Genomic DNA, 19,784 nt, shown 5'->3' on the forward strand with positions numbered 1-19,784 from the left:
AATTAATAAACTCTCCCTATATATCTAACAAAATTCGTGCCATTATTCCTTAAGAAAAGCCCAATATTTCTGAATAATAAAATTTCAGGGTAAAAACTTTCGTGATAAAGGGAAAAGCGTTACCTTAGTGCACTTTTTGAAAGGTGAGATATTGAGTGTAATTAATATAAAACTAAATGGTTGATCAAGACAGAATTATTAAGATTAACATCGAGGAGGAAATGAAATCAGCATACATTGATTATTCAATGTCTGTAATTGTTTCGCGCGCCCTTCCGGATGTTAGGGATGGTTTTAAACCGGTTCACCGTCGTGTGTTGTTCGGGATGAATGAATTAGGTAATACATCCGATAAACCTTATAAGAAATCTGCGAGAATTGTTGGAGAAGTTTTAGGTAAGTACCATCCACATGGAGACTCTTCCGTGTATTTTGCGATGGTTCGTATGGCACAAACATGGTCCTTACGTTATCCGTTAGTAGACGGACAAGGTAACTTTGGTTCGGTCGACGGCGACAGTCCGGCGGCAATGCGTTACACCGAAGCACGTTTGAGCAAGCTTGCCGAAGAAATGCTTCGTGATATTGACAAAGACACAGTAGACTTCCAGCTGAACTTCGATGATACGCTGAAAGAACCGACAGTACTTCCGACTCGTATTCCGAACTTGTTGGTGAACGGTGCTTCCGGTATCGCAGTAGGTATGGCAACGAATATGCCACCTCACAACATGAGTGAAGTGCTGGATGCGTCTATGGCTTATATAGATGCCCGTGGAGAAATCGATGTAGAAGGTTTGATGGAGTATGTAAAAGCTCCTGATTTCCCGACAGGTGCAACGATCTACGGCTATGCAGGTGTGAAAGATGCTTTCGAAACCGGTAGGGGACGTATCATTCTTCGCGGTAAAGCAGAAATTGAAGTAGAAAACAATCACGAAAAGATCATCATTTCGGAAATTCCTTACCTTGTTAATAAGGCAGAACTGATCAAGTATATCGCCGACCTGGTAAATGATAAACGTATCGAGGGTATTTCTAATGTAAACGACGAATCAGACCGTAACGGTATGCGTATCGTTGTAGATGTGAAACGTGATGCAAATTCAAGCGTTGTACTGAATAAATTGTATAAGCTGACAGCTTTACAATCTTCATTCAGCGTAAATAACATCGCTCTGGTTAACGGTCGTCCGCGTCAGTTGAACCTGAAAGACATGATTAAGGCATTCGTTGATCACCGTCATGAAGTCGTGATACGTCGTACAAAATTCGAACTGAAGAAAGCCGAAGAAAGAGCTCATATCCTGGAAGGATTGATCATTGCTTCTGATAATATCGATGAAGTAATTGCTATTATCAAATCATCCAAGAGCCCGAACGAAGCGATCGAACGTTTGATGGAACGTTTCTCTCTATCAGATGTGCAGGCTCGTGCAATCGTTGAAATGAGACTTCGCCAGTTAACAGGACTAGAACAAGATAAACTGCGTGCTGAATACGAAGAAATCGAGAGATTGATTGCCCGTTTAAAAGAGATCCTGGAAAATGAAGACACTCGTATGGAAGTGATCAAGGGAGAATTGCAGGAGGTGAAAGATAAATATGGCGACGAACGTAAAACCGATATCGTATACGCTTCTGAAGAACTGAATCCGGAAGATTTTTATGCCGACGACGAAATGATCATCACGATCTCGCACATGGGATACATCAAACGTACGCCGTTGAGTGAATTCCGTGCTCAGGGCCGTGGAGGAGTAGGAGCCAAGGGATCTGAAACCCGTGATGCTGACTTTGTTGAGTATATGTATCCGGCTTCTATGCACGCAACGTTACTGATATTTACGGCAAAAGGTAAGTGCTATTGGCTGAAGGTATTCGAAATTCCGGAAGGAGCAAAGAATGCAAAGGGTAGAGCCATCCAAAACTTATTGAATATCGAACCAGATGATAAAGTAAATGCCTTCATCCGCGTTAAAAAACTGACAACTGACACAGAATTTATCAATTCACATTACCTATTGTTCTGTACAAAGAAAGGTGTTATCAAGAAAACATTGCTTGAAGCGTACTCACGTCCGCGTCAGAATGGTGTGAACGCTATCACACTGCGCGAAGACGACGGTCTGATCGAAGTCTGTATGACGAATGGTAACAACGAAGTATTGATTGCGAACCGTAACGGACGGGCTATTCGTTTCCACGAAAGTGCAGTTCGCGTCATGGGACGTACAGCTTCCGGAGTAAGAGGTATGACACTCGACGAAGATCCTTCTGATGAAGTTGTAGGAATGGTATGTATCAAGGATAAAGAAACCGATACAGTATTGGTTGTTTCTGAACAGGGTTACGGAAAACGTTCAGTTGTAGAAGATTACCGTATGACTAACCGTGGCGGTAAAGGTGTTAAGACACTCAACATTACTGAAAAGACAGGTAAACTTGTTGCCATTAAAAATGTTACAGAAGAAAATGATATCATGATCATTAACAAGTCTGGTATCGCTATTCGTATGAAGGTAACTGACCTGAATGTGATCGGTCGTGCAACACAAGGTGTCCGTTTGATCAACTTAGGTAAACGTAACGATGAAATAGCCTCTGTATGTAAGGTTTTATCCGAATCGGAAGAGCAGGTGAATGAAGAAAACGTAGAACAAGACGCTCAGAATGAAAACAAAGGAGAAATAACCGATTTTGGAGGATCCGAAGATATCGCTAACGATACTGAAGAGACAACAAATGAATAATTTAAACAAATAGAAATATTAATCTCAAATTACTATCACAATGAAACGATTATTATTAACAGTTGCATTATGTGTTGCAGCATCTGCCTCTTTCGCTCAAAAGAAAGCCGTTAAGGAGGCACAAGGAATAGCAAAAGGAGACAAGGCTGATTTCACAGAAGCCAGATCATTAATCAAGGGGGCTCTCGAAAATCCTGAAACAAAGGATGACGCTCAGACTTGGTATGTTGCCGGTTTTATCGAAGATCAGCAGTTCAGTGCAGAAAGAACAAAACAAATCTTGGGACAACAGCCGAACGAACCGGTTATGTACGATGCTTTGATCGCTATCCTTCCTTATTTCAAGAAGGCTTACGAACTGGATCAGCTTCCTAACGAAAAAGGTAAAATCAAACCGAAATATACAAAAGACATCAAAAGCATCTTGAGTGCTGACCATGTATATTATTTCAACGGTGGTGCTTACTATTTCGACCAGAAAGATTATAAGAAAGCATACGATTTCTTCAATCAGTACCTGGAAATCTCTGAATTACCGATGTTCGAAGGAACTCAGACAGCAGAAAAAGACTCTACATTCATGACTGTTCAGTTCTATGCTGCCGTAGCTGCTACTCAGCTGGGTGATTCTCCTACAGCTATCAAAGCGTTGAGTCGTGCTAAAGACACAGACTTCAGACAGAATGATATCTACCAGTATCTGGCTTACGAATATCAGCAGGCTAAAGACACTGTGAACTTTGAAAAGGTACTGGAAGAAGGTATGGCTAAGTTCCCGAACGAAGAATATTACCTGATGAACCTGATCAACAACTATATCTATTCAGGAAGAAACGAAAAAGCTATCGAATACCTGAACACTGCTATCGCTAAGGATGCTAACAATTCTCAGCTGTATCACGTAATGGGTATGGTTTACGAAACAGGTTTGAAAGATTATGCAAACGCTGAAAAATATTTCTCTAAAGCATTGGAACTGAACCCAGATGCAGTAGAATCCCTGTCAAGCCTTGGCCGTGTATATTACAACCAGGGTGTAAACAAACAAGGTGAAGCAAACATGATTAACGACAGCAAGAAATATCAGGAAGAATTGACAGTTGCTAAAGATCTTTTCAAGAAAGCTCTTCCTTATTTCGAAAAAGCTCACCAGATGAAACCGACAGAATCAGAATATATGATCGCTTTAAGAGGTATCTATTATAATCTGAACATGGGTCCGGAACTGGAAGCTATCGAGGCTGAAATGAACAAATAATAATCATTTCCATTAAATATAAAAATAGCCGCTCCATTTGGAGCGGCTATTTTTGTCTATAAATAAAGTCCGTATATAATCGCTTAATACGGACTTAAACAAGAAACAATATCCTTATTATAAATAAGGTATGATTGTAATATAAATACCTGTAATAATTGCAGATGTAATCACACCGGATATATTAGCACCTAATGCATCTCCCAAGATGAAAGAGTCCGGGTTTTCTTTACTTACCAGTTTCTGAGCTACTTTAGCCGTTGTAGGAACACAACTCACGGCAGCAATACCAATTACCGGATTATAGTTACCACGTTTAATAAAATACATGATATAGCCACCCATAATACCTCCGATACCGGAAAGGAGCAATGCCGTAACGCCTAATACCAACAATTTTAAAATTTTGGGATCAAGAAGTAGTTGAGCATCACACAATACACCAAGCAATAACCCCAACATAAAAGTAGAACCATATAATAACGGTCCGCTCACAAAGTCATAAATATGTTTCATACCTGATTCGCGAACTGCAACTCCCAGGAATAATGAGAAGAAAAGGGGAGAGGCTACAGGAAACAGAAAACATAAAACGGCACACAAAATAACAGAAAATGCCAGTTTAACCTTTGCATCGTAATTCTTAGGAGGTTTTGTATTCGTCATCTTTATAGCACGTAACCGTTGTGGAATCAGTAACTTTACCAGGTAAGGATACCCACCATAAGTTAACCCCAGATACAAATAAGCAACGACTGTGATAGGAACGAACAGGTGCTTTGCCAAAATCAGTGATGTAAACAAAACCATCGGGCCATCAGCACCACCCACCATAGCGACAGAGGCACTTTCCTGTAAAGATAATCCAAAAGCACTGGCAATCGGAACAGTCAGGAAGGTTCCCAGTTCGGCACAAAGAGCCAGAAAAAGGCTGGCAAACGGCTTTTGGAGTAAGAAACCGACATCCAGTAAGGTACCGATCCCCATAAACACAAAGCAGGCGATCAAACCATTACTAAACGTAAGCGTATAAACAGGTTGAAGAAAGTCAATCTGCATAGTGTTCATTAATTCGTCTGTATCGGAAAGCATTGGATCCAGAAACAGATTCCCAAGACCACCTTCCGGCATGATCAGAGTACCACAATTGATAGCAATCATCCCTAATCCCATAGGGATCATTACCATTGGTTCCAAAACACCTTTCCAGCCCAGATAAACGAGCAGGCCACCAAGAGTAATCAAAAAAACACGAGCGATAGCCAGTATCCATCCACCGGCAACCATTGTTCCAAATCCTTGGAACAAACTTAAAAAATCAACGTTTTCCATATCTGTCTTTATTTTTCGGTAGAAGGATTCTCCTCTTTGTTAATATTGCTTTTTCTCATCATCTGTTCTTTTTTCTTCAGATACATGATACGAGTATCCTGTGGATAATAATAATCCATCAGATCCAAATGAGATGCACCATGGCTTACACCATGATAATAACCGGATGGCTTTATATGAAGAAGATCGCTGTTTACACCTTGACGAAATTCTTCACGTTCGTCATCCACCTGTTCTTCTTCATTAACCGAATCCAATCCGAGTATTTCTCCAATTTTGGCACGTAATTTATTCAACTTGCTAAACTGTGAAAGTTCTTCATTATGATGAAACTCCAGAGAGTCGGCCCAAACTGCGATAAGTTTGATCACACCGGCTACAACAAACCCAATAATGAAGGTCAACGCCATCATTTCCAGGGTAGAAAGTAATAGACTTAACATAATTATTTAATTTAATATCTGATATAATGTACTCCAAAGAGCACACGAATTAATCATTGTTTACAATCCGCGTAAACAATAAAATAGAAACAATGATAAATGGTAAACTAAATAATGATTTTTCGTAAGACATAGATCCAATGACCTGATCGCATACGAAGAGACGAGAATTTTATAGATTGGGTTATTAAATAGGTTTCAGAGATTTTATTCAGAATATTTTGTTCTTTCTGTAAAGACAACTCTAAAAGCCGGGTAGTTACTTTAAAAGGACGCTCACATCTGGTAGATATAACTAAAGAACGTGTAGTGAGGCAAAAAGCAGTGTTATGGGTTTGATTCAAATCGTAATTTCTCAATTCATCCTGTAATGGATGCTTTTTATTATTGCAGATATAGGTAGTTTCTTTAGGAGATAAAATATCTTCATCTTCAATCTTTACCTGCATATTCAGCAACAACAGGAAGAGAAACGATAATATCAACAATAATTTTTTCATTAAGACGCGAAGATAGAATAGTTATTTAACATACAACACTCTTTAGATAATAAATGTTGAAAAAATTTGTACCGGCGATGAATTCGGGAAAGAATAGGTAAGGATAAAGAGTTCACAATAGTCCTATTAAACATAATCTTAATTATAAACAATAGAACTATAAAGATATCAGAGGCATTTCCAGGTAATAAAAAATCCGTATATAACTTCACAGTTACATACGGACCAAACAAATAACAAACTCTACTTATATGAAAAAACAAATACTACTAACATAATTATTACAGAATCTTTTAAGTCCTGTTTATCATTATAACAATGATAAGCTTTATTTGGTTCTGACTCCCGGAATAATTTTCTATTATTTTTTCTATACCTTATAATGTATATCCTAAAACTAATTCCGGCACAAGAACTATTTTTTATTTGATATTATAACAAGGCATTTATTCTATATGTTTTGAAATCATATACTAATAAATGCTAAAAAGGCATGTATGGCATCTTTTCCCGATACTTTACATGCCTTTTCATATTCAATATTTATTCTTTTCAAACAAAAGCAATATACATATCCATATATTTAATACTCTGCCTGTTAGCTAAATTCTCCTTTGCTATTTTCTCACAATCTTCTATATCCATTCCATTTTCAGGAACACTCCAGTACCACAGCATGGGTGCTTGATTTTCTCTTTCTGTTGTTTCCATTTTTTCCATTTTAAATTCAACTTCATATATAAGACAGGAAAAGATAAAATACCCCTATTGTCTTCCTATATATTTTTTTATACAACCTACTTCTTGCACTTTTTGTTATTTTGTTTCATATCAACAGTGATTTATTTGCGCAATCTAAAAGCCACGTATAACAAAGTGATTAAGAAACTGCGATTTATATCTCCATCGGACAGTCCCTTTTCAAATCTTTATATACAGGTCCCTCCCACCCGTAAACGGGCTCTCGCGAAAGAGGAATTAAAAAGATTATCTGAACTCGATCTTTCTGATACCCCTGAGAAATTTGCTGCTCTCCATCTGGCTTTAAAAAAAAGAAAACTTGAACGGTGATTATACACATTATATACGTAGTAAAATATTGGAGCGACCCTACAAGTTAAGATCACACCGGAAATGAAAAGGATCATCCATCTGTATTACCGTAAAGACAGCATCTGTTCCGCGTACATTGGTTGTGCAATAGCTGAAGACATTCCTCCTATACGAGTACCGGAACGATCGTACTGTTGTATTTTTAAATGATTCTCATTTATTCGCTTTACTTCCCTTTTTTCCATTTTTATTCTGTTTTCAATCATTATCTCTTTCTTTTTTTACGCACATTAACAGAGAGATGATTTCCTTGTGGTTGTTGTATAGAGATTGGAAGAGATAACAAAAAAACAGCGGAGTTATACTTTCGATGAAGTATACTCCGCTGCTCTGTTATAACAATAAAAAGTTGCGCTTTACTTTTAGTTTTCGTCTTCCATATCCCTATTTACATTCTGTGCATTAAGAGAATTATTGATCTCCTGACTAAACTCATTCAACAAGTCAATATCATGGATATCTTTGATATCAAGTATTTCACGGATTAATTCAACTTTACCATTTTCCAGTTCAGTGTTAGGTATCATAAGCCTTTCTTATTTTAGATTGATTAATATTGTATTATCTTATCACTTAACAATATAAGTTTCACATTGTTCATCAGAATCCTGTATTTCATATACATTTTAGGAAAATTGATATTATTTCCGGTAATATTGCTATTTCTTACAAGAAATGAAATACGGAATTTTACGACATATTAAGTAACACCTCAAACAAATCAGACTTATGAAACGTTATATATTTATTCTATCAGGATTACTGATGTCGATTATGATATTCGCTCAAAAAAAAGAAACAAGTATGTTGGTAAAAAGTAAAAGTCAGTTTAGCGTAGACGAAACAGTCAGCAGAATAGAGGCTAATCTTAAGGAAAGAGAGATACAAGTTTTTGCCTTATTCGATCATAGTCAAAATGCCAGGGAAAGTGGCCTGAAATTAATGCCTAATAAAGTAATCGTATTTGGTTCACCCAAGGCAGGAACCCTGTTGATGCAGGAAAATCCGGAGATATCTATTGAACTCCCGTTAAAAATATCTGTGTGGCAGGATACTCATGGAGAAGTCTGGGCTGCATTCATCAGCATGAAGTCCATAGCCGGCCAATATGGGTTGGACGACAATCCAATCATAATGAAGATGCAAGATCTGTTGGTAAATATTATAGAAGAAGCTACCAGCAAATATTAACCCACCATGCTCACAAAATAAAAAGGTGACTATCCAGTATCAGGTAATCACCTTTTCGTTTACTTAATAAGTTTTATTACTTAGCAGCTTCGATAGATACTTTTCTAAATTCTTTCAATAATTTGTCCAGTTCCAGAGATGCTTTACGAGCACGAGTACCCGCAGCCTTGTTACCGTTTTCTACCTGAGCTTTAGCATTTGTGCTGAACTCTTCAATTGCCACATTGATTTTTTCTACTAATTCTTTCATTTTACTTTTATGCTTTTATTGTTATATTGAGCCACAAAAGTATAAATAATTATATTATATGCAAGAAAAATGTATCTGTCAAGTTATATTTTATTTTGTCTGTAATCGGATACATGTCGTAAAGCATATTCATTTTCGGTTTATTTTAACTAAATAATTTGTCCTCTTGGTAGATATTGCCTAAGTTAGTGGCATAAATAATTAACCGAAGTATTAACCTTCAAAATAAGGAACCATGACAAAGACAATCACTTTTAATGAACTGCGCAGACTGAAAGATCGTTTGCCTGACGGAAGTACCCATCGCATTGCAGATGAGTTAGGTATATCAGTAGAAACTGTTCGTAATTATTTTGGTGGATATAATTATAAGGACGGTAAAAGCTGTGGGATACATATCGAACCAGGTCCGGATGGTGGCCTTGTCGTATTAGATGACACAACGATATTTGAACGTGCTTTACAGATACTCGCAGAAGTACAAGACGTATCTGAAGCACAGGAAGCGTAAAGAAATTCAAAGCAAAGAAAAATCCCATAGCAAACGAAAGAAAAACGCTGTGGGATTTTTTATTTAGCAACATTTCGTATTTTCCAATTGTTTAATTTATAAAACGCACGAATTATGGAAGATAAACTAATAACATTAGCTATTCACACGTTTGAGAAAGCACAAATTCTTAAGACGATACTTGAAACAGAAGGGATCGAAGTCTATATACATAATGTAAACCAGATCCAACCCGTCGTATCGGCTGGCGTACGTGTGAGAATTAAGGAAAGCGACCTACCCCATGCTTTACGCATTATTGAGGATAGTAAATGGCTTAGCGAAGATGCGGAAGAAGAATCGACAACCCCACAGACTAAAAAGATTCTGATCCCGGTTGACTTCTCCAACTATTCGATCAAGGCTTGTGAGCTTGGCATCAATTATGCTTATCATGCCGGTGCCGAAGTAATGATCATGCATGCATATTTCAGTCCATACTTCCCGTCTGCTATTCCTATGGGTGACACATTGGCCTATCAGGTAAATGAAGAAGAATCCGTACAAAATGTATTAAAACGTGTTCAGATCGATATGGAAAATATATGTACAATGATCAACCGCAAAATACAGTCAGGCGAATTACCCCGAGTGAAATACAACTATGTTCTGCGTGAAGGATTACCGGAAGAAGAGATTCTTGCCTATTGCAAAGAATACCATCCTACCCTGATCGTGATGGGAACAAGGGGAAAGAGCCAGAAAGATATGGATTTGATCGGAAGTGTAACCGGTGAGGTGATCGAGGTCAATAAGGTTCCTGTATTGGCTATTCCTGAAAATGTACGTTTTAACGATTTGGAGGAAGCAAAGAATATTGCATTTGCAACATCATTCAACCAGCGCGACCTGGTTGCCTTCGACGAGTTTATGGAAATTGTAAAAGGATATGATGTTAATATCCATCTATTCAATATTTCTACAAGCAAAGATGAATGGAACGAGATCCGTCTTACCGGCGTCAACGAATATTTCAAAAAACAATATCCGGAAGCCAACATCAGCCATACGGTTTTAGCTGACGGAGACTTGCTACTGGCCATCGAAAAGTTTGTACGCGACAAACATATCGATGTTATTGCGTTAAGCACTTATCGTCGAAATATCCTGGCCAGAATGTTTAATCCGTCTATCGCACGTAAAATGTTGTTCCATACCGATACTCCGTTGTTGGTAATGCATTCATAAAAATATAGGAAAACAGAATCAAACTATTCTGAATAAAAAGCCGCGGATAAATTATAAAAACGATTTATCCGCGGCTTCATTATTATTTGAAATAAAACTTGTTCCTTATCTTAGGCAACCGACTAAAGGTACATTAAACACCGCAATCAGTAAAACTGCAATAAAGATGGCATAAACAATAATACGTTTCTCCTTATCCGAATACAAAGCACTAGCCTCCCCGCTTGTTCCGGGAACAAATACACGAGCTTTTATATATAACCAATACACCAGCCATCCGAAGAATACGCCGGCAATAGCTCCCGGTACGATATCCGAAATAAAATGGACTCCGAGATAAACCCGTGTATAAGCAGTCAATGCGGCCCACAGGAAAATAGTCCATGTAAATAAGCGGTAGCGGAAAAGCAATGACATGAAGGTTGCAAAACCAAAAGCATTGGCCGCATGGCTGGATATAAAGCCATATTTTCCACCACGATAATCGAATACAGTTTTCACCTGATCCATAAAGTCCGGATGATGCGTAGGACGGAAACGGGTAAAAATAGGTTTACACACATGTGATGCAAACTGATCACAAAAGGTTATAACAAGCACAATCGCCAGCAAAATCAGAATAGATTCCCGCCACTTCTTCTTATACAGTAATACAATCAGTATAAAAGCGGCTAACGGCAGCCATACTGCCTTTCCGGAATACAACCACATAAAGCGGTCGAGGAAAGGAGAATCGCTGCCGTTAAGCATAAAGAACAAATCTCGTTCGTAAACTAATATTTTTTCTACCATCAGATTCTTTCAATGTCTTTGGTTGGCATCCAACCAACGTTTCCGTCTTCCAACGCAATTTCACTCCAATCACCTAACGTACTTTTAACGGAAACTCTAGTTCCTTCATGCAAGACGAACAGATCTGTTCCACTGGCATCAGGAGAACTTTTCACTGTAACTGTAGGAGCAAATACGATCGCATACGAACGGTTTACTAATTCAGCCTTCTGATTAGCAGCAAATATGTTTGTCATGATTACGCAGAACAACAAAAGTAAGCCTACGTAAAAACCGGCTTTCTTCAAACGGACCTGTCTCGAGAAGAAGAACAGGATCAAACAACCAATGAACAGAATAAAACAGACTATTCCCATTTTAGCCCATGAATCGGCTGCTCCCATATTTTGAACCGAGTCAAACCATCTTGCCAGGAAAAAGCCGTCGACTGGTTCGATCTTATCGACAGTATTCTGACGAGCCATCTGCAGGTTGAAACGGATATCGCTGTCTCCCGGATCGAGCACCAATGCCCGTTCGTAATTCAGAATTGCAGAAGCGGTCTTACCGGCTTTATAATAGGCATTCCCCAGATTATAATATATTTCAGGAGAATCTCCGTTACTTTTCAATATGCTTTCATACAATTCAATCGCTTTCCCATAATCTTCCTTCGTATATGCAGTTTCAGCTTCTTTGATTACCGCATCCTGTGCGTAAGCAGTCCATGCCAGACACTGAATCAATAGGAAAAACAATATCTTTTTCATATTTATATTCGTCTTCATCTTATTGTTTTTTTATTGTATTCTCCATCTTACCAATGGCGTCTACGGTTAATTCATATAATTTATCCATAGCATCTGAAGCCTGTGCCGGAGCATAACGGGCAAACTCACAAGTATTCAGGATATCCATAAACTCATTCGTCAGCGTATCGTCTACACCATATTTCGACAGTTCGGTTTCCACATTGTCTTTAGTAAGACTAGCCTGCGGGATATTCAGCTTATCACTCAAATAGCCCCATAAAGCGCGGAGAACTTCATCGTAGAATTCTTCCTTTTTGTTTTCCTTCATCAGCTTGCCGGCATTTTTCAATCTCCTTACGGCAATCTTGTTCGCTTTCTTAGTTCTAACCAACGCTATATTAGAGTTTTCTTTTACCTGCTTGCGATAGATAAAGAAGAAAACGATAAACAATATACCCGGTACGATGTAACACATGTAATACATAAAAGAGCCGAAGAAAATATCGTTATTGGCAATGAAGTTAAAGTCCTTCACTTTCAGGTAGCGGATATCCTTACCCAGATATTTCACACTTTCCCGATTACTGAAATTAGATACAGCCGGAGAAGAACCGCTTCCTTCTTTACCTTGTTCTACATGCAGTTTATAAGTTTCGGATTTCAGAGTCTTATAAGTTCCTGACTTCGGATCGAAATAAGAGAAAGAAATAGCCGGTATTTCGAAATCACCTGCATAACGGGGAATAGCCATGTATTCAATCGTTTTGCTTCCGCTCACGCCAGCTTCCGTTGTCTTGGTATCCGTCTCTACCTTCGGGTCGAAAATATCAAAATCATTAGGGAAAATAACTTCCGGATTTTTGATCAGTTTGATATTTCCATTACCTGAGATCTTTAACTTAATGGTAACAGCATCATTCGTTTTTACGTTTGTCGAATTGATATCGGACGTCATGTTGAAATTACCAACCGCACCGGAGAATGAAGCCGGTTTACCGGATGGCAACGGTTTCACATCGATCGTTGCAGGATTCGACACCAGCGTCTTCTGTACATTATCATACATATCCCTGAATTCATCAAAAATACTACGTACTTTCCGTTGTGTCGGGACACTGATTACTGCATCGAATTTACCGCTCTCTATGGTAATTTTACCTGCACGTTGCGGATAAAGAACCGTCTGTTTCATTACAACTGTAAAATAGTTGCGACCGTTGTAATGATCCTGCGACCATTGTGGATCCGGTTGTTCTATCTCCTGCGCCAAGAAACCTTCAAATTCAGGAAATTTGACACTCGTTATATTACACATTCGGGCAGCGTACAACTTAAATGATACCAGGAAACCTTCCTGTTCGTATACATTCCGATTGGAAACTTCCATCCTTACGAAATAATCATCCTTACCGATAGAAGCAGCCTGTCCGCCATTTCCACCATCCGCTTCGGCTGCCTTATCCGGCGGAAGCACTTTAATCGCTAATGCATTGGATGTATAATTGGCACCTTTTACCTTGATTGAAGCCGGTTCGATATTAAATGTACCCTCTTTCTTCGGCATCAGAATATAAGTAAATGTATAAGCGACTTCTGATGATACATTTCCATTAATAATCTGAGTACTTGAACTTGTAGCCAAAGAAGGTCCCATCAGTACATCAAAATCCGGAAGTTCCGGCACACGCAAGTCACTGGCTTTCGCCTCTGCGTTTACTGTATACGCTAATCTGAATTGTTGCCCCATCACGACAGCATTCGGAGCAACAGCCTTGAAGGTCACGTTACTGGCGGCCTTTGACATCACTCCTGCTGTGAGAAAGAGAACGAATAAGAAAGCTAATCTTCTCATTATATTGTTGTTTTTTCTGTTTTCAGTATCCAAATTACCATTCTTTATCTGTCTTACGACGTTGTTGTTGTTCAGCCTGAGCCTTCTTTACCTTTTCCTGTGTATTCTTTTCATCTTGTAGGAAGGCATCCAACATTTGCTGCGCATTATCCTGACTCATCTGTTCGTTCTGTTGCTGTTCCTGCTGAGTCTTATCTTCTTTCTTGTCGTCTTGCTGCTGCTGTTGTTGCTGTTGCTGCTGATCGTCTTTATTTTCCTGATCTTCTTTTTTATCCTGGTTCTGCTGATCCTGATTTTGATCCTGGTTTTCGTTTTGTTGATTTTCCAGCAACTTCTGGGCCAAAGCCAGATTATAACGCGTCTCGTCATCTTTCGGATTCAGGCGCAAGGATTGTTTAAATGCTTCTACACTCTTCTGATATTCCTTGCTCTGCATACTGATATCTCCCAAGTTATGGAACACGCTGGCAAGACGGGCTCTTCCCTCTTCGGTTTCAACCATCTTTTCTGCCTGACCAGTCAACAATTGATATTGCTCAGCAGCTTCCGGAAACTTCTTCTGCTTATATAAAGAGTTTCCTAAATTGTAAGTACCTTCAACGGAACGGGGATTTACTTCCAGGCTTTTGCGGTAAGCGATTTCCGATTCGGTAAATTTTTCCTCGGTGTACAACTTATTACCCGCACGTACATTTTTACGCTCAGCTTTCTGGGCAAATACAGCTCCTGAGCAAAACAGAAGCGCTCCCATCCATATCATTGATTTTCGTATACGTCTCATCTTATCCATAGAATTAAGAGAACAATTTTACTTTTCTGAAAATACGGTTCTTCCTGTCTAATGTAAGGAAGTCAGCAATCAGCAGGATCAGTGCGATCCATGCCAAAGTCTGAAATTGTTCGTTATATTCGGAATATACTTTACTGTCTAATTCCGACTTATTCATCTTCTCTATCTCCGTCTGCAATGCTTTCAATGCAGAGTTCGTGTTGTCGGCACGGACATACATACCATGTCCTGCTGCAGCAATCTCTTGACACATTTCTTCGCTCAACTTGGTGATAACGACGTTGCCGTCTTTATCCTTCATATAGTTGTTTGCTCCTACCGGAATAGGCGAACCTTTAGGGTCACCCATACCGACAATGTTGACATGAATATTTTTTTCCGCAGCAGCGGCAGCCGCTTTTACGGCATCGCCCTCATGGTTCTCACCGTCAGTTATCAGGATAATCGTCTTATCCGATGTTTCGCTCGGAGTAAACGAGCGCATAGCCAAATTAATAGCAGAACCGATAGCCGTACCCTGGGTCGAAACCATCGACGGGTTGATGGATGACAAGAACATCTTCGCCGAAATATAATCGGAAGTGATCGGTAACTGGGTAAATGCATCACCTGCAAAAACGATCAGCCCCATCTTGTCATCTTTAAATCCATCCGTCAGTTTCGACAACATCTGTTTTGCCTTATCCAAACGGTTGGGCGAAACATCTTCGGCCAACATCGAATTAGAGACGTCCAGACAAACCATTATTTCGACGCCCTGACGTTTTACGGTTTCCAGTTTAGAACCAAATTGCGGCCCCGCAATAACAAAGATAACCATTGTAATGGCTCCGAACAATAGCCAAAACTTCAGATGCTGGCGTTTCGGAGATACCTCCGGCATCAACTCTGCCAGCAATTCGGGATTACCATATTTCTTTATTGCTTTTTTCTTCAGGATCATTGCATACACATAGAATGCAATAAGTACCGGAAGGATAAAAAGCAAGTACAAAAAGTCCGGATGTGCAAAACGAAACATAAGCCTTTATATTTACGGTATATTTCTTAACAATGTATTTCTCAATAAAATCTCAACCAGAAGCAACGCGAATAACAACAGAGCCCAGTTCTTATATTCTTCCTGTTTCTTGCTGTATTGCTGTACGCTGATCTTGGTCTTTTCCATTTTGTCGATCTCTGAATAAATCTCCTTCAGGCTGGTATTATCCGTTGCACGGAAATACTGTCCGCCGGTTGTTGCCGCGATCTGCTTTAATGTCGGCTCGTCGATCTCGACAGGAACATCCTGGTATTGTATACCGAATGCTGTCTGGAAAGGATAAGGAGCCATGCCCTTTGTCCCTACACCGATTGCATACACGCGGATACCGAATGTCTTGGCAATTTCGGCTGCCGTAACAGGGGCAATTTCACCGGCATTGTTCACACCGTCGGTAAGCAGAATGATCACTTTCGATTTGGCCTGGCTGTCTTTAATACGGCTCACCGCATTGGCTAGTCCCAAACCAATTGCTGTTCCATCCTGGATAATACCCGGCTGAACATCCTTAAAGAGATTCAACAATACAGTATGGTCGGTAGTAAGCGGACACTGCGTAAAACTCTCAGCCGCAAATACAACCAGTCCGATATTATCGTTAGGACGGCCATTGATGAAAGAAGCGGCCACATCTTTGGATGCTTCCAAACGGTTCGGCTTCAGGTCCTGTGCCAACATACTACTCGAGATATCCATTGCCATCACAATATCAATACCTTCCGTAGAAGTATTCTGCCAACTGTTTGTAGACTGCGGACGTGCCAGTATAATAATAAGTACTGCTACTGCCGCCATTCTCAGGATAAAAGGGACATGCCTCAGATACACCTTCCAGGAAGTTGTTCCCGGTGCATCGAATGCTTCCGAAGATGATACCTGCAAACTTGCCTGACTTTTACAGAGCTTCCAGATATACCATCCTATCATCGGGATAAGCAGCAATAACAAATACAGATATGTAGGATTTGCAAATACCATTTTATTCTTTTGTTATATTTGAATCGTTAGTATCAGTTGCCTCTTTCTCTTCTGTTTCCGGAGTTACAACTTCTTCAATCTTAGTCTGGTTGATGAAGAGATAGGCATTCATCAAACTCAGGTCGTTTTCATCCGGTAGCGGGTTCATCTTCGCGAACTTCACATAATCGGACAAATTCAATATTTGTTTCAGATTTTCAAATACGGAATCAGCGTCATGTTGCTTACGGATAATATCAAGAATTTCACCGGAAGTCATTTCCATTGCGTTGATATCGAAACGTTCTACGATATAGCGACGCAATGTTTCCGTGATCAATGTGTAATACTCTTTATTACGACCCTGCTGCCACAGCTTCTGCTGTTTGATCTCATCCAATTCCTTAATAGCCTGTTCGTGAGGCGGAAGCTTGGGTTCCGGTTTCTTAAACGGAATAAGGGATTGTTTGTTACGCAAGCGCTTGATAATGTATGCAATCACACAGATCAGGAAAAGAGCCAGTAAAATGCCGTAGATTATCGGATAATAATCAGCCAGCACGAAAGGCGGTTTCCAGATATCTTTTATATCATAGAACTCTTCCGGTTTGTCTACATTCACAGGAATGGTCGACACTTTCAACGCAATCTGGTTCGAATAAATAGTATCTACTCCGTCTATCACTTTGAACGGGGGCAACAGATACAGTGAAGAGTCGAAAGAAGTGACCAGAATATCCTGCTTGATCAACAGGCGGTCATTCTCGATCACTGACGAATCGGCCTTCGAAAGTTCGAGCACCTCTACCCCACGCATCAGTGTGTCGCCCGGTATCACGATCTGAACCGGCTTATCCTTATCTGTCGTAACCGTCAAATGTAAAACAGTCTGTTCTCCGATCAGAATGGCAGCAGAATCGACCTTTACATCGATTAAGGTCTGCTGCGCAAACATCTTCCCTCCTGCCAGCAAAAACAGGAGAAGGAACAGAAAGCTTTTATTTATAAATTTCTTTTGCATGCTTAATTACGTTTATCAAAAAGAGCAATCAGAGCTTTCACATAATCATCTTCCGTACGAATAGAAACGGAGTCGACCCGGCATTTCTTGAACGAATCGTTCATGGCAGCCTGCCTGCGATCCCACCATTCTTTATAAGCCTCGCGTACACGGGCCGAAGAACTGTCGATCCAACGTTCTGCTCCAGTTTCTGCATCCTTCACTTTCATTAATCCGACTGACGGCAGTTCTGTCTCACGACGATCGTACACCTGGATAGCCACAACATCGTGTTTACGGTTGGCTATTGTCAGCGCATCTTTAAAACCACCTTTATCGATAAAGTCGGATATCAGGAAGGTCGTACAACGTTTCTTTATGGCGTTAGTCAGAAATTTCAATACCTGGCTGACATCGGTCTTCGTATCCTGAGGCTGGAAGTCGATCAGTTCGCGAATGATATAAAGAATATGTTTTTTCCCCTTCTGAGGCGGAATAAATTTCTCGATCTTATCAGAGAAGAAAACCACACCGATCTTATCGTTATTCTGTATGGCAGAAAACGCCAGTGTAGCTGCAATCTCCGTAATAACCTCTTTCTTCATTACGTTCACGGAACCAAAGTCTCTACTGCCGGATACGTCGATCAGCAACATCACGGTCAGTTCGCGCTCTTCTTCGAACACCTTTATATAAGGGCGTACGTAGCGGGCGGTCACGTTCCAGTCGATATCGCGGATATCGTCGCCGTATTGATACTCGCGCACTTCGCTAAACGCCATACCACGGCCCTTGAAAGCCGAATGGTATTGTCCCGCAAAAATATTGCGAGACAAGCCGCGAGTCTTTATCTCAATTCGACGAACTTTTTTTAATAGTTCACTTGTTTCCATCGTAATCCTTTTAATTTTTTAATCACTATTCCTGGATTATTTCTTCCGACCGGAAAAAGTATTCCTTCCGGGAGAAAAGTCAATTGCATTCGGAAGGAATTTTATTTCCTCTCGGATGGGATTAAAATTAAGGCACTTCTACCTTATTAAGGATTTCACTGATCACCTCTTCGGAGGTCAGGTTGTTTGCTTCCGCTTCATAGCTCAGACCAATACGGTGACGCATCACGTCGTGGCATACGGCACGGATATCTTCCGGGATCACATAGCCTCTGCGTTTGATAAATGCATAAGCGCGGGCAGCCAGTGCCAGGTTGATGGAAGCACGGGGAGATGCACCGAAAGCGATCATGTTCGACAAGTTTGCCAGTCCATGTTCCTGCGGGAAACGGGTTGCAAATACGATGTCGACGATATAACGTTCGATCTTTTCGTCCAGATAGACTTCACGAACCACTTTGCGGGCTTCCAGTATTTCATTCTTTGTCAGGATCGGTTTGATATCCGGTTTCACGCCTGAGATATTCTGACGGATGATCAACTTTTCTTCTTCTTTCTTCGGATAGTTGATAATCACCTTCAACATGAAACGGTCGACCTGTGCTTCAGGCAGCGGATAAGTACCTTCCTGCTCGATCGGATTCTGGGTTGCCATAACCAGGAAAGGTTCCGGCAATTTATAAGTATTTTCACTGATTGTCACCTGACGTTCCTGCATGGCTTCCAAAAGAGCACTCTGAACTTTAGCCGGAGCACGGTTTATTTCATCCGCCAACACAAAATTAGCGAAGACCGGGCCTTGTTTTACCTGAAATTCTTCGCTTTTCTGACTGTAAATCATTGTACCGATCACATCGGCCGGCAGTAAGTCCGGGGTAAACTGTATACGACTGTATTTGGCATCGATCAGCGACGCCAACGTTTTAATGGCAAGCGTCTTTGCCAATCCGGGAACCCCTTCCAGCAGGATATGCCCGTCGGAAAGCAGACCAATCAATAATGATTCCACCAAATGCTTTTGTCCAACAATTACCTGGTCCATCCCCATCGTAATCATGTTTACAAACGAACTTTTACTCTCAATTCGCTCGTTCAACTCACGAATGTCTACTGTCTGACTCATAGATTTTCTTATTTATATTGTTATTG

19 protein-coding genes are annotated in these 19,784 nt (G+C 40.1%); 5 read left to right on the forward strand and 14 right to left on the reverse strand.

Annotated elements, in window-relative coordinates:
* Nucleotides 1-176 precede the first annotated feature (176 nt).
* A complete protein-coding gene (gene gyrA / locus BQ7394_RS11300; protein ID WP_075557532.1) occupies nucleotides 177-2,753 on the forward strand; it encodes a DNA gyrase subunit A in 2,577 nt (858 codons plus the stop codon).
* A gap of 40 nt (nucleotides 2,754-2,793) precedes the next feature.
* Complete coding sequence (locus tag BQ7394_RS11305) at nucleotides 2,794-4,011, forward strand: tetratricopeptide repeat protein (protein WP_075557533.1); 1,218 nt, start codon at nucleotides 2,794-2,796, stop codon at nucleotides 4,009-4,011.
* A gap of 117 nt (nucleotides 4,012-4,128) precedes the next feature.
* Here BQ7394_RS11305 and BQ7394_RS11310 read toward each other — a convergent pair whose 3' ends face one another.
* From BQ7394_RS11310 to BQ7394_RS25985, 4 genes are all read right to left on the reverse strand, one after another.
* A complete protein-coding gene (locus tag BQ7394_RS11310; protein WP_075557534.1) occupies nucleotides 4,129-5,343 on the reverse strand; it encodes a sodium ion-translocating decarboxylase subunit beta in 1,215 nt (404 codons plus the stop codon).
* An 8-nt stretch (nucleotides 5,344-5,351) separates the two neighbouring features.
* Complete coding sequence (locus BQ7394_RS11315; protein WP_075557535.1) at nucleotides 5,352-5,786, reverse strand: hypothetical protein; 435 nt, start codon at nucleotides 5,784-5,786, stop codon at nucleotides 5,352-5,354.
* Between the two features lie 1,052 nt (nucleotides 5,787-6,838).
* Nucleotides 6,839-6,997 (reverse strand): hypothetical protein, encoded by a 159-nt coding sequence (locus BQ7394_RS25980; RefSeq protein WP_167369471.1) that lies wholly within the window; start codon nucleotides 6,995-6,997, stop codon nucleotides 6,839-6,841.
* Nucleotides 6,998-7,761: 764 nt separating this feature from the next.
* Entirely contained in the window at nucleotides 7,762-7,926 is a 165-nt protein-coding gene (locus BQ7394_RS25985) for a hypothetical protein (RefSeq protein ID WP_165359893.1), read from the reverse strand.
* A gap of 202 nt (nucleotides 7,927-8,128) precedes the next feature.
* Here BQ7394_RS25985 and BQ7394_RS11330 point away from each other — a divergent pair, with 202 nt between their 5' ends.
* Nucleotides 8,129-8,590, forward strand: a complete 462-nt coding sequence (locus BQ7394_RS11330; protein ID WP_075557538.1) for a DUF302 domain-containing protein — start codon at nucleotides 8,129-8,131, stop codon at nucleotides 8,588-8,590.
* Nucleotides 8,591-8,666: 76 nt separating this feature from the next.
* On the opposite strand, the gene BQ7394_RS11335 is transcribed toward BQ7394_RS11330, so the two are convergent.
* Nucleotides 8,667-8,840: a histone H1 gene (locus BQ7394_RS11335; protein WP_075557539.1), complete on the reverse strand. Its 174-nt coding sequence runs from the start codon at nucleotides 8,838-8,840 to the stop codon at nucleotides 8,667-8,669.
* Between the two features lie 235 nt (nucleotides 8,841-9,075).
* On the opposite strand from BQ7394_RS11335, the gene BQ7394_RS11340 reads away from it, so the two are divergent.
* Together BQ7394_RS11340 and BQ7394_RS11345 are read left to right on the forward strand one after the other, a co-directional pair.
* Complete coding sequence (locus BQ7394_RS11340; RefSeq protein ID WP_028729268.1) at nucleotides 9,076-9,351, forward strand: hypothetical protein; 276 nt, start codon at nucleotides 9,076-9,078, stop codon at nucleotides 9,349-9,351.
* A 114-nt stretch (nucleotides 9,352-9,465) separates the two neighbouring features.
* Complete coding sequence (locus BQ7394_RS11345) at nucleotides 9,466-10,578, forward strand: universal stress protein (RefSeq protein ID WP_075557540.1); 1,113 nt, start codon at nucleotides 9,466-9,468, stop codon at nucleotides 10,576-10,578.
* A 105-nt stretch (nucleotides 10,579-10,683) separates the two neighbouring features.
* On the opposite strand, the gene BQ7394_RS11350 is transcribed toward BQ7394_RS11345, so the two are convergent.
* The 9 genes from BQ7394_RS11350 to BQ7394_RS11390 all read right to left on the reverse strand — a co-directional run bounded on the left by BQ7394_RS11350 (nucleotide 10,684) and on the right by BQ7394_RS11390 (nucleotide 19,758).
* A complete protein-coding gene (locus tag BQ7394_RS11350) occupies nucleotides 10,684-11,370 on the reverse strand; it encodes a phosphatase PAP2 family protein (RefSeq protein ID WP_075557541.1) in 687 nt (228 codons plus the stop codon).
* Nucleotides 11,370-12,137 carry a tetratricopeptide repeat protein gene (locus BQ7394_RS11355; RefSeq protein WP_075557542.1) on the reverse strand — a complete coding sequence of 256 codons (768 nt, stop codon included), beginning with the start codon at nucleotides 12,135-12,137 and terminating at the stop codon, nucleotides 11,370-11,372. The genes BQ7394_RS11350 and BQ7394_RS11355 overlap by 1 nt, the downstream gene beginning before the upstream one ends.
* A gap of 1 nt (nucleotide 12,138) precedes the next feature.
* Complete coding sequence (locus BQ7394_RS11360) at nucleotides 12,139-13,953, reverse strand: BatD family protein (protein WP_075559988.1); 1,815 nt, start codon at nucleotides 13,951-13,953, stop codon at nucleotides 12,139-12,141.
* 34 nt (nucleotides 13,954-13,987) lie between these two features.
* The gene (locus BQ7394_RS11365; RefSeq protein WP_210436531.1) at nucleotides 13,988-14,734 is read right to left on the reverse strand and encodes a tetratricopeptide repeat protein; all 747 of its coding nucleotides are present in this window, start codon (nucleotides 14,732-14,734) and stop codon (nucleotides 13,988-13,990) included.
* 13 nt (nucleotides 14,735-14,747) lie between these two features.
* Nucleotides 14,748-15,764 (reverse strand): vWA domain-containing protein, encoded by a 1,017-nt coding sequence (locus BQ7394_RS11370; protein ID WP_075557544.1) that lies wholly within the window; start codon nucleotides 15,762-15,764, stop codon nucleotides 14,748-14,750.
* Nucleotides 15,765-15,776: 12 nt separating this feature from the next.
* Nucleotides 15,777-16,763, reverse strand: coding sequence for a vWA domain-containing protein (locus tag BQ7394_RS11375; RefSeq protein ID WP_075557545.1), 987 nt, complete (start codon nucleotides 16,761-16,763; stop codon nucleotides 15,777-15,779).
* Nucleotide 16,764: 1 nt separating this feature from the next.
* On the reverse strand, nucleotides 16,765-17,763 hold the full coding sequence (locus tag BQ7394_RS11380) for a hypothetical protein (RefSeq protein WP_075557546.1): 999 nt from the start codon (nucleotides 17,761-17,763) through the stop codon (nucleotides 16,765-16,767).
* A gap of 2 nt (nucleotides 17,764-17,765) precedes the next feature.
* Nucleotides 17,766-18,635: a DUF58 domain-containing protein gene (locus BQ7394_RS11385; RefSeq protein WP_075557547.1), complete on the reverse strand. Its 870-nt coding sequence runs from the start codon at nucleotides 18,633-18,635 to the stop codon at nucleotides 17,766-17,768.
* A gap of 127 nt (nucleotides 18,636-18,762) precedes the next feature.
* On the reverse strand, nucleotides 18,763-19,758 hold the full coding sequence (locus tag BQ7394_RS11390) for an AAA family ATPase (RefSeq protein WP_075557548.1): 996 nt from the start codon (nucleotides 19,756-19,758) through the stop codon (nucleotides 18,763-18,765).
* Nucleotides 19,759-19,784 lie beyond the last annotated feature (26 nt).

The sequence above is a fragment of the Parabacteroides timonensis genome, assembly GCF_900128505.1.
In the GTDB taxonomy this organism is placed as follows: domain Bacteria; phylum Bacteroidota; class Bacteroidia; order Bacteroidales; family Tannerellaceae; genus Parabacteroides; species Parabacteroides timonensis.

Bases quoted from the DNA above. Each gene is read 5' to 3' on its own strand.
- gyrA (WP_075557532.1), top strand. From the start codon at position 177: ATGGTTGATCAAGACAGAATTATTAAGATTAACATCGAGGAGGAAATG.
- BQ7394_RS11305 (WP_075557533.1), top strand. From the start codon at position 2,794: ATGAAACGATTATTATTAACAGTTGCATTATGTGTTGCAGCATCTGCC.
- BQ7394_RS11310 (WP_075557534.1), bottom strand. From the start codon at position 5,343: ATGGAAAACGTTGATTTTTTAAGTTTGTTCCAAGGATTTGGAACAATG.
- BQ7394_RS11315 (WP_075557535.1), bottom strand. From the start codon at position 5,786: ATGTTAAGTCTATTACTTTCTACCCTGGAAATGATGGCGTTGACCTTC.
- BQ7394_RS25980 (WP_167369471.1), bottom strand. From the start codon at position 6,997: ATGGAAACAACAGAAAGAGAAAATCAAGCACCCATGCTGTGGTACTGG.
- BQ7394_RS25985 (WP_165359893.1), bottom strand. From the start codon at position 7,926: ATGATACCTAACACTGAACTGGAAAATGGTAAAGTTGAATTAATCCGT.
- BQ7394_RS11330 (WP_075557538.1), top strand. From the start codon at position 8,129: ATGAAACGTTATATATTTATTCTATCAGGATTACTGATGTCGATTATG.
- BQ7394_RS11335 (WP_075557539.1), bottom strand. From the start codon at position 8,840: ATGAAAGAATTAGTAGAAAAAATCAATGTGGCAATTGAAGAGTTCAGC.
- BQ7394_RS11340 (WP_028729268.1), top strand. From the start codon at position 9,076: ATGACAAAGACAATCACTTTTAATGAACTGCGCAGACTGAAAGATCGT.
- BQ7394_RS11345 (WP_075557540.1), top strand. From the start codon at position 9,466: ATGGAAGATAAACTAATAACATTAGCTATTCACACGTTTGAGAAAGCA.
- BQ7394_RS11350 (WP_075557541.1), bottom strand. From the start codon at position 11,370: ATGGTAGAAAAAATATTAGTTTACGAACGAGATTTGTTCTTTATGCTT.
- BQ7394_RS11355 (WP_075557542.1), bottom strand. From the start codon at position 12,137: ATGAAGACGAATATAAATATGAAAAAGATATTGTTTTTCCTATTGATT.
- BQ7394_RS11360 (WP_075559988.1), bottom strand. From the start codon at position 13,953: ATGAGAAGATTAGCTTTCTTATTCGTTCTCTTTCTCACAGCAGGAGTG.
- BQ7394_RS11365 (WP_210436531.1), bottom strand. From the start codon at position 14,734: ATGAGACGTATACGAAAATCAATGATATGGATGGGAGCGCTTCTGTTT.
- BQ7394_RS11370 (WP_075557544.1), bottom strand. From the start codon at position 15,764: ATGTTTCGTTTTGCACATCCGGACTTTTTGTACTTGCTTTTTATCCTT.
- BQ7394_RS11375 (WP_075557545.1), bottom strand. From the start codon at position 16,763: ATGGTATTTGCAAATCCTACATATCTGTATTTGTTATTGCTGCTTATC.
- BQ7394_RS11380 (WP_075557546.1), bottom strand. From the start codon at position 17,763: ATGCAAAAGAAATTTATAAATAAAAGCTTTCTGTTCCTTCTCCTGTTT.
- BQ7394_RS11385 (WP_075557547.1), bottom strand. From the start codon at position 18,635: ATGGAAACAAGTGAACTATTAAAAAAAGTTCGTCGAATTGAGATAAAG.
- BQ7394_RS11390 (WP_075557548.1), bottom strand. From the start codon at position 19,758: ATGAGTCAGACAGTAGACATTCGTGAGTTGAACGAGCGAATTGAGAGT.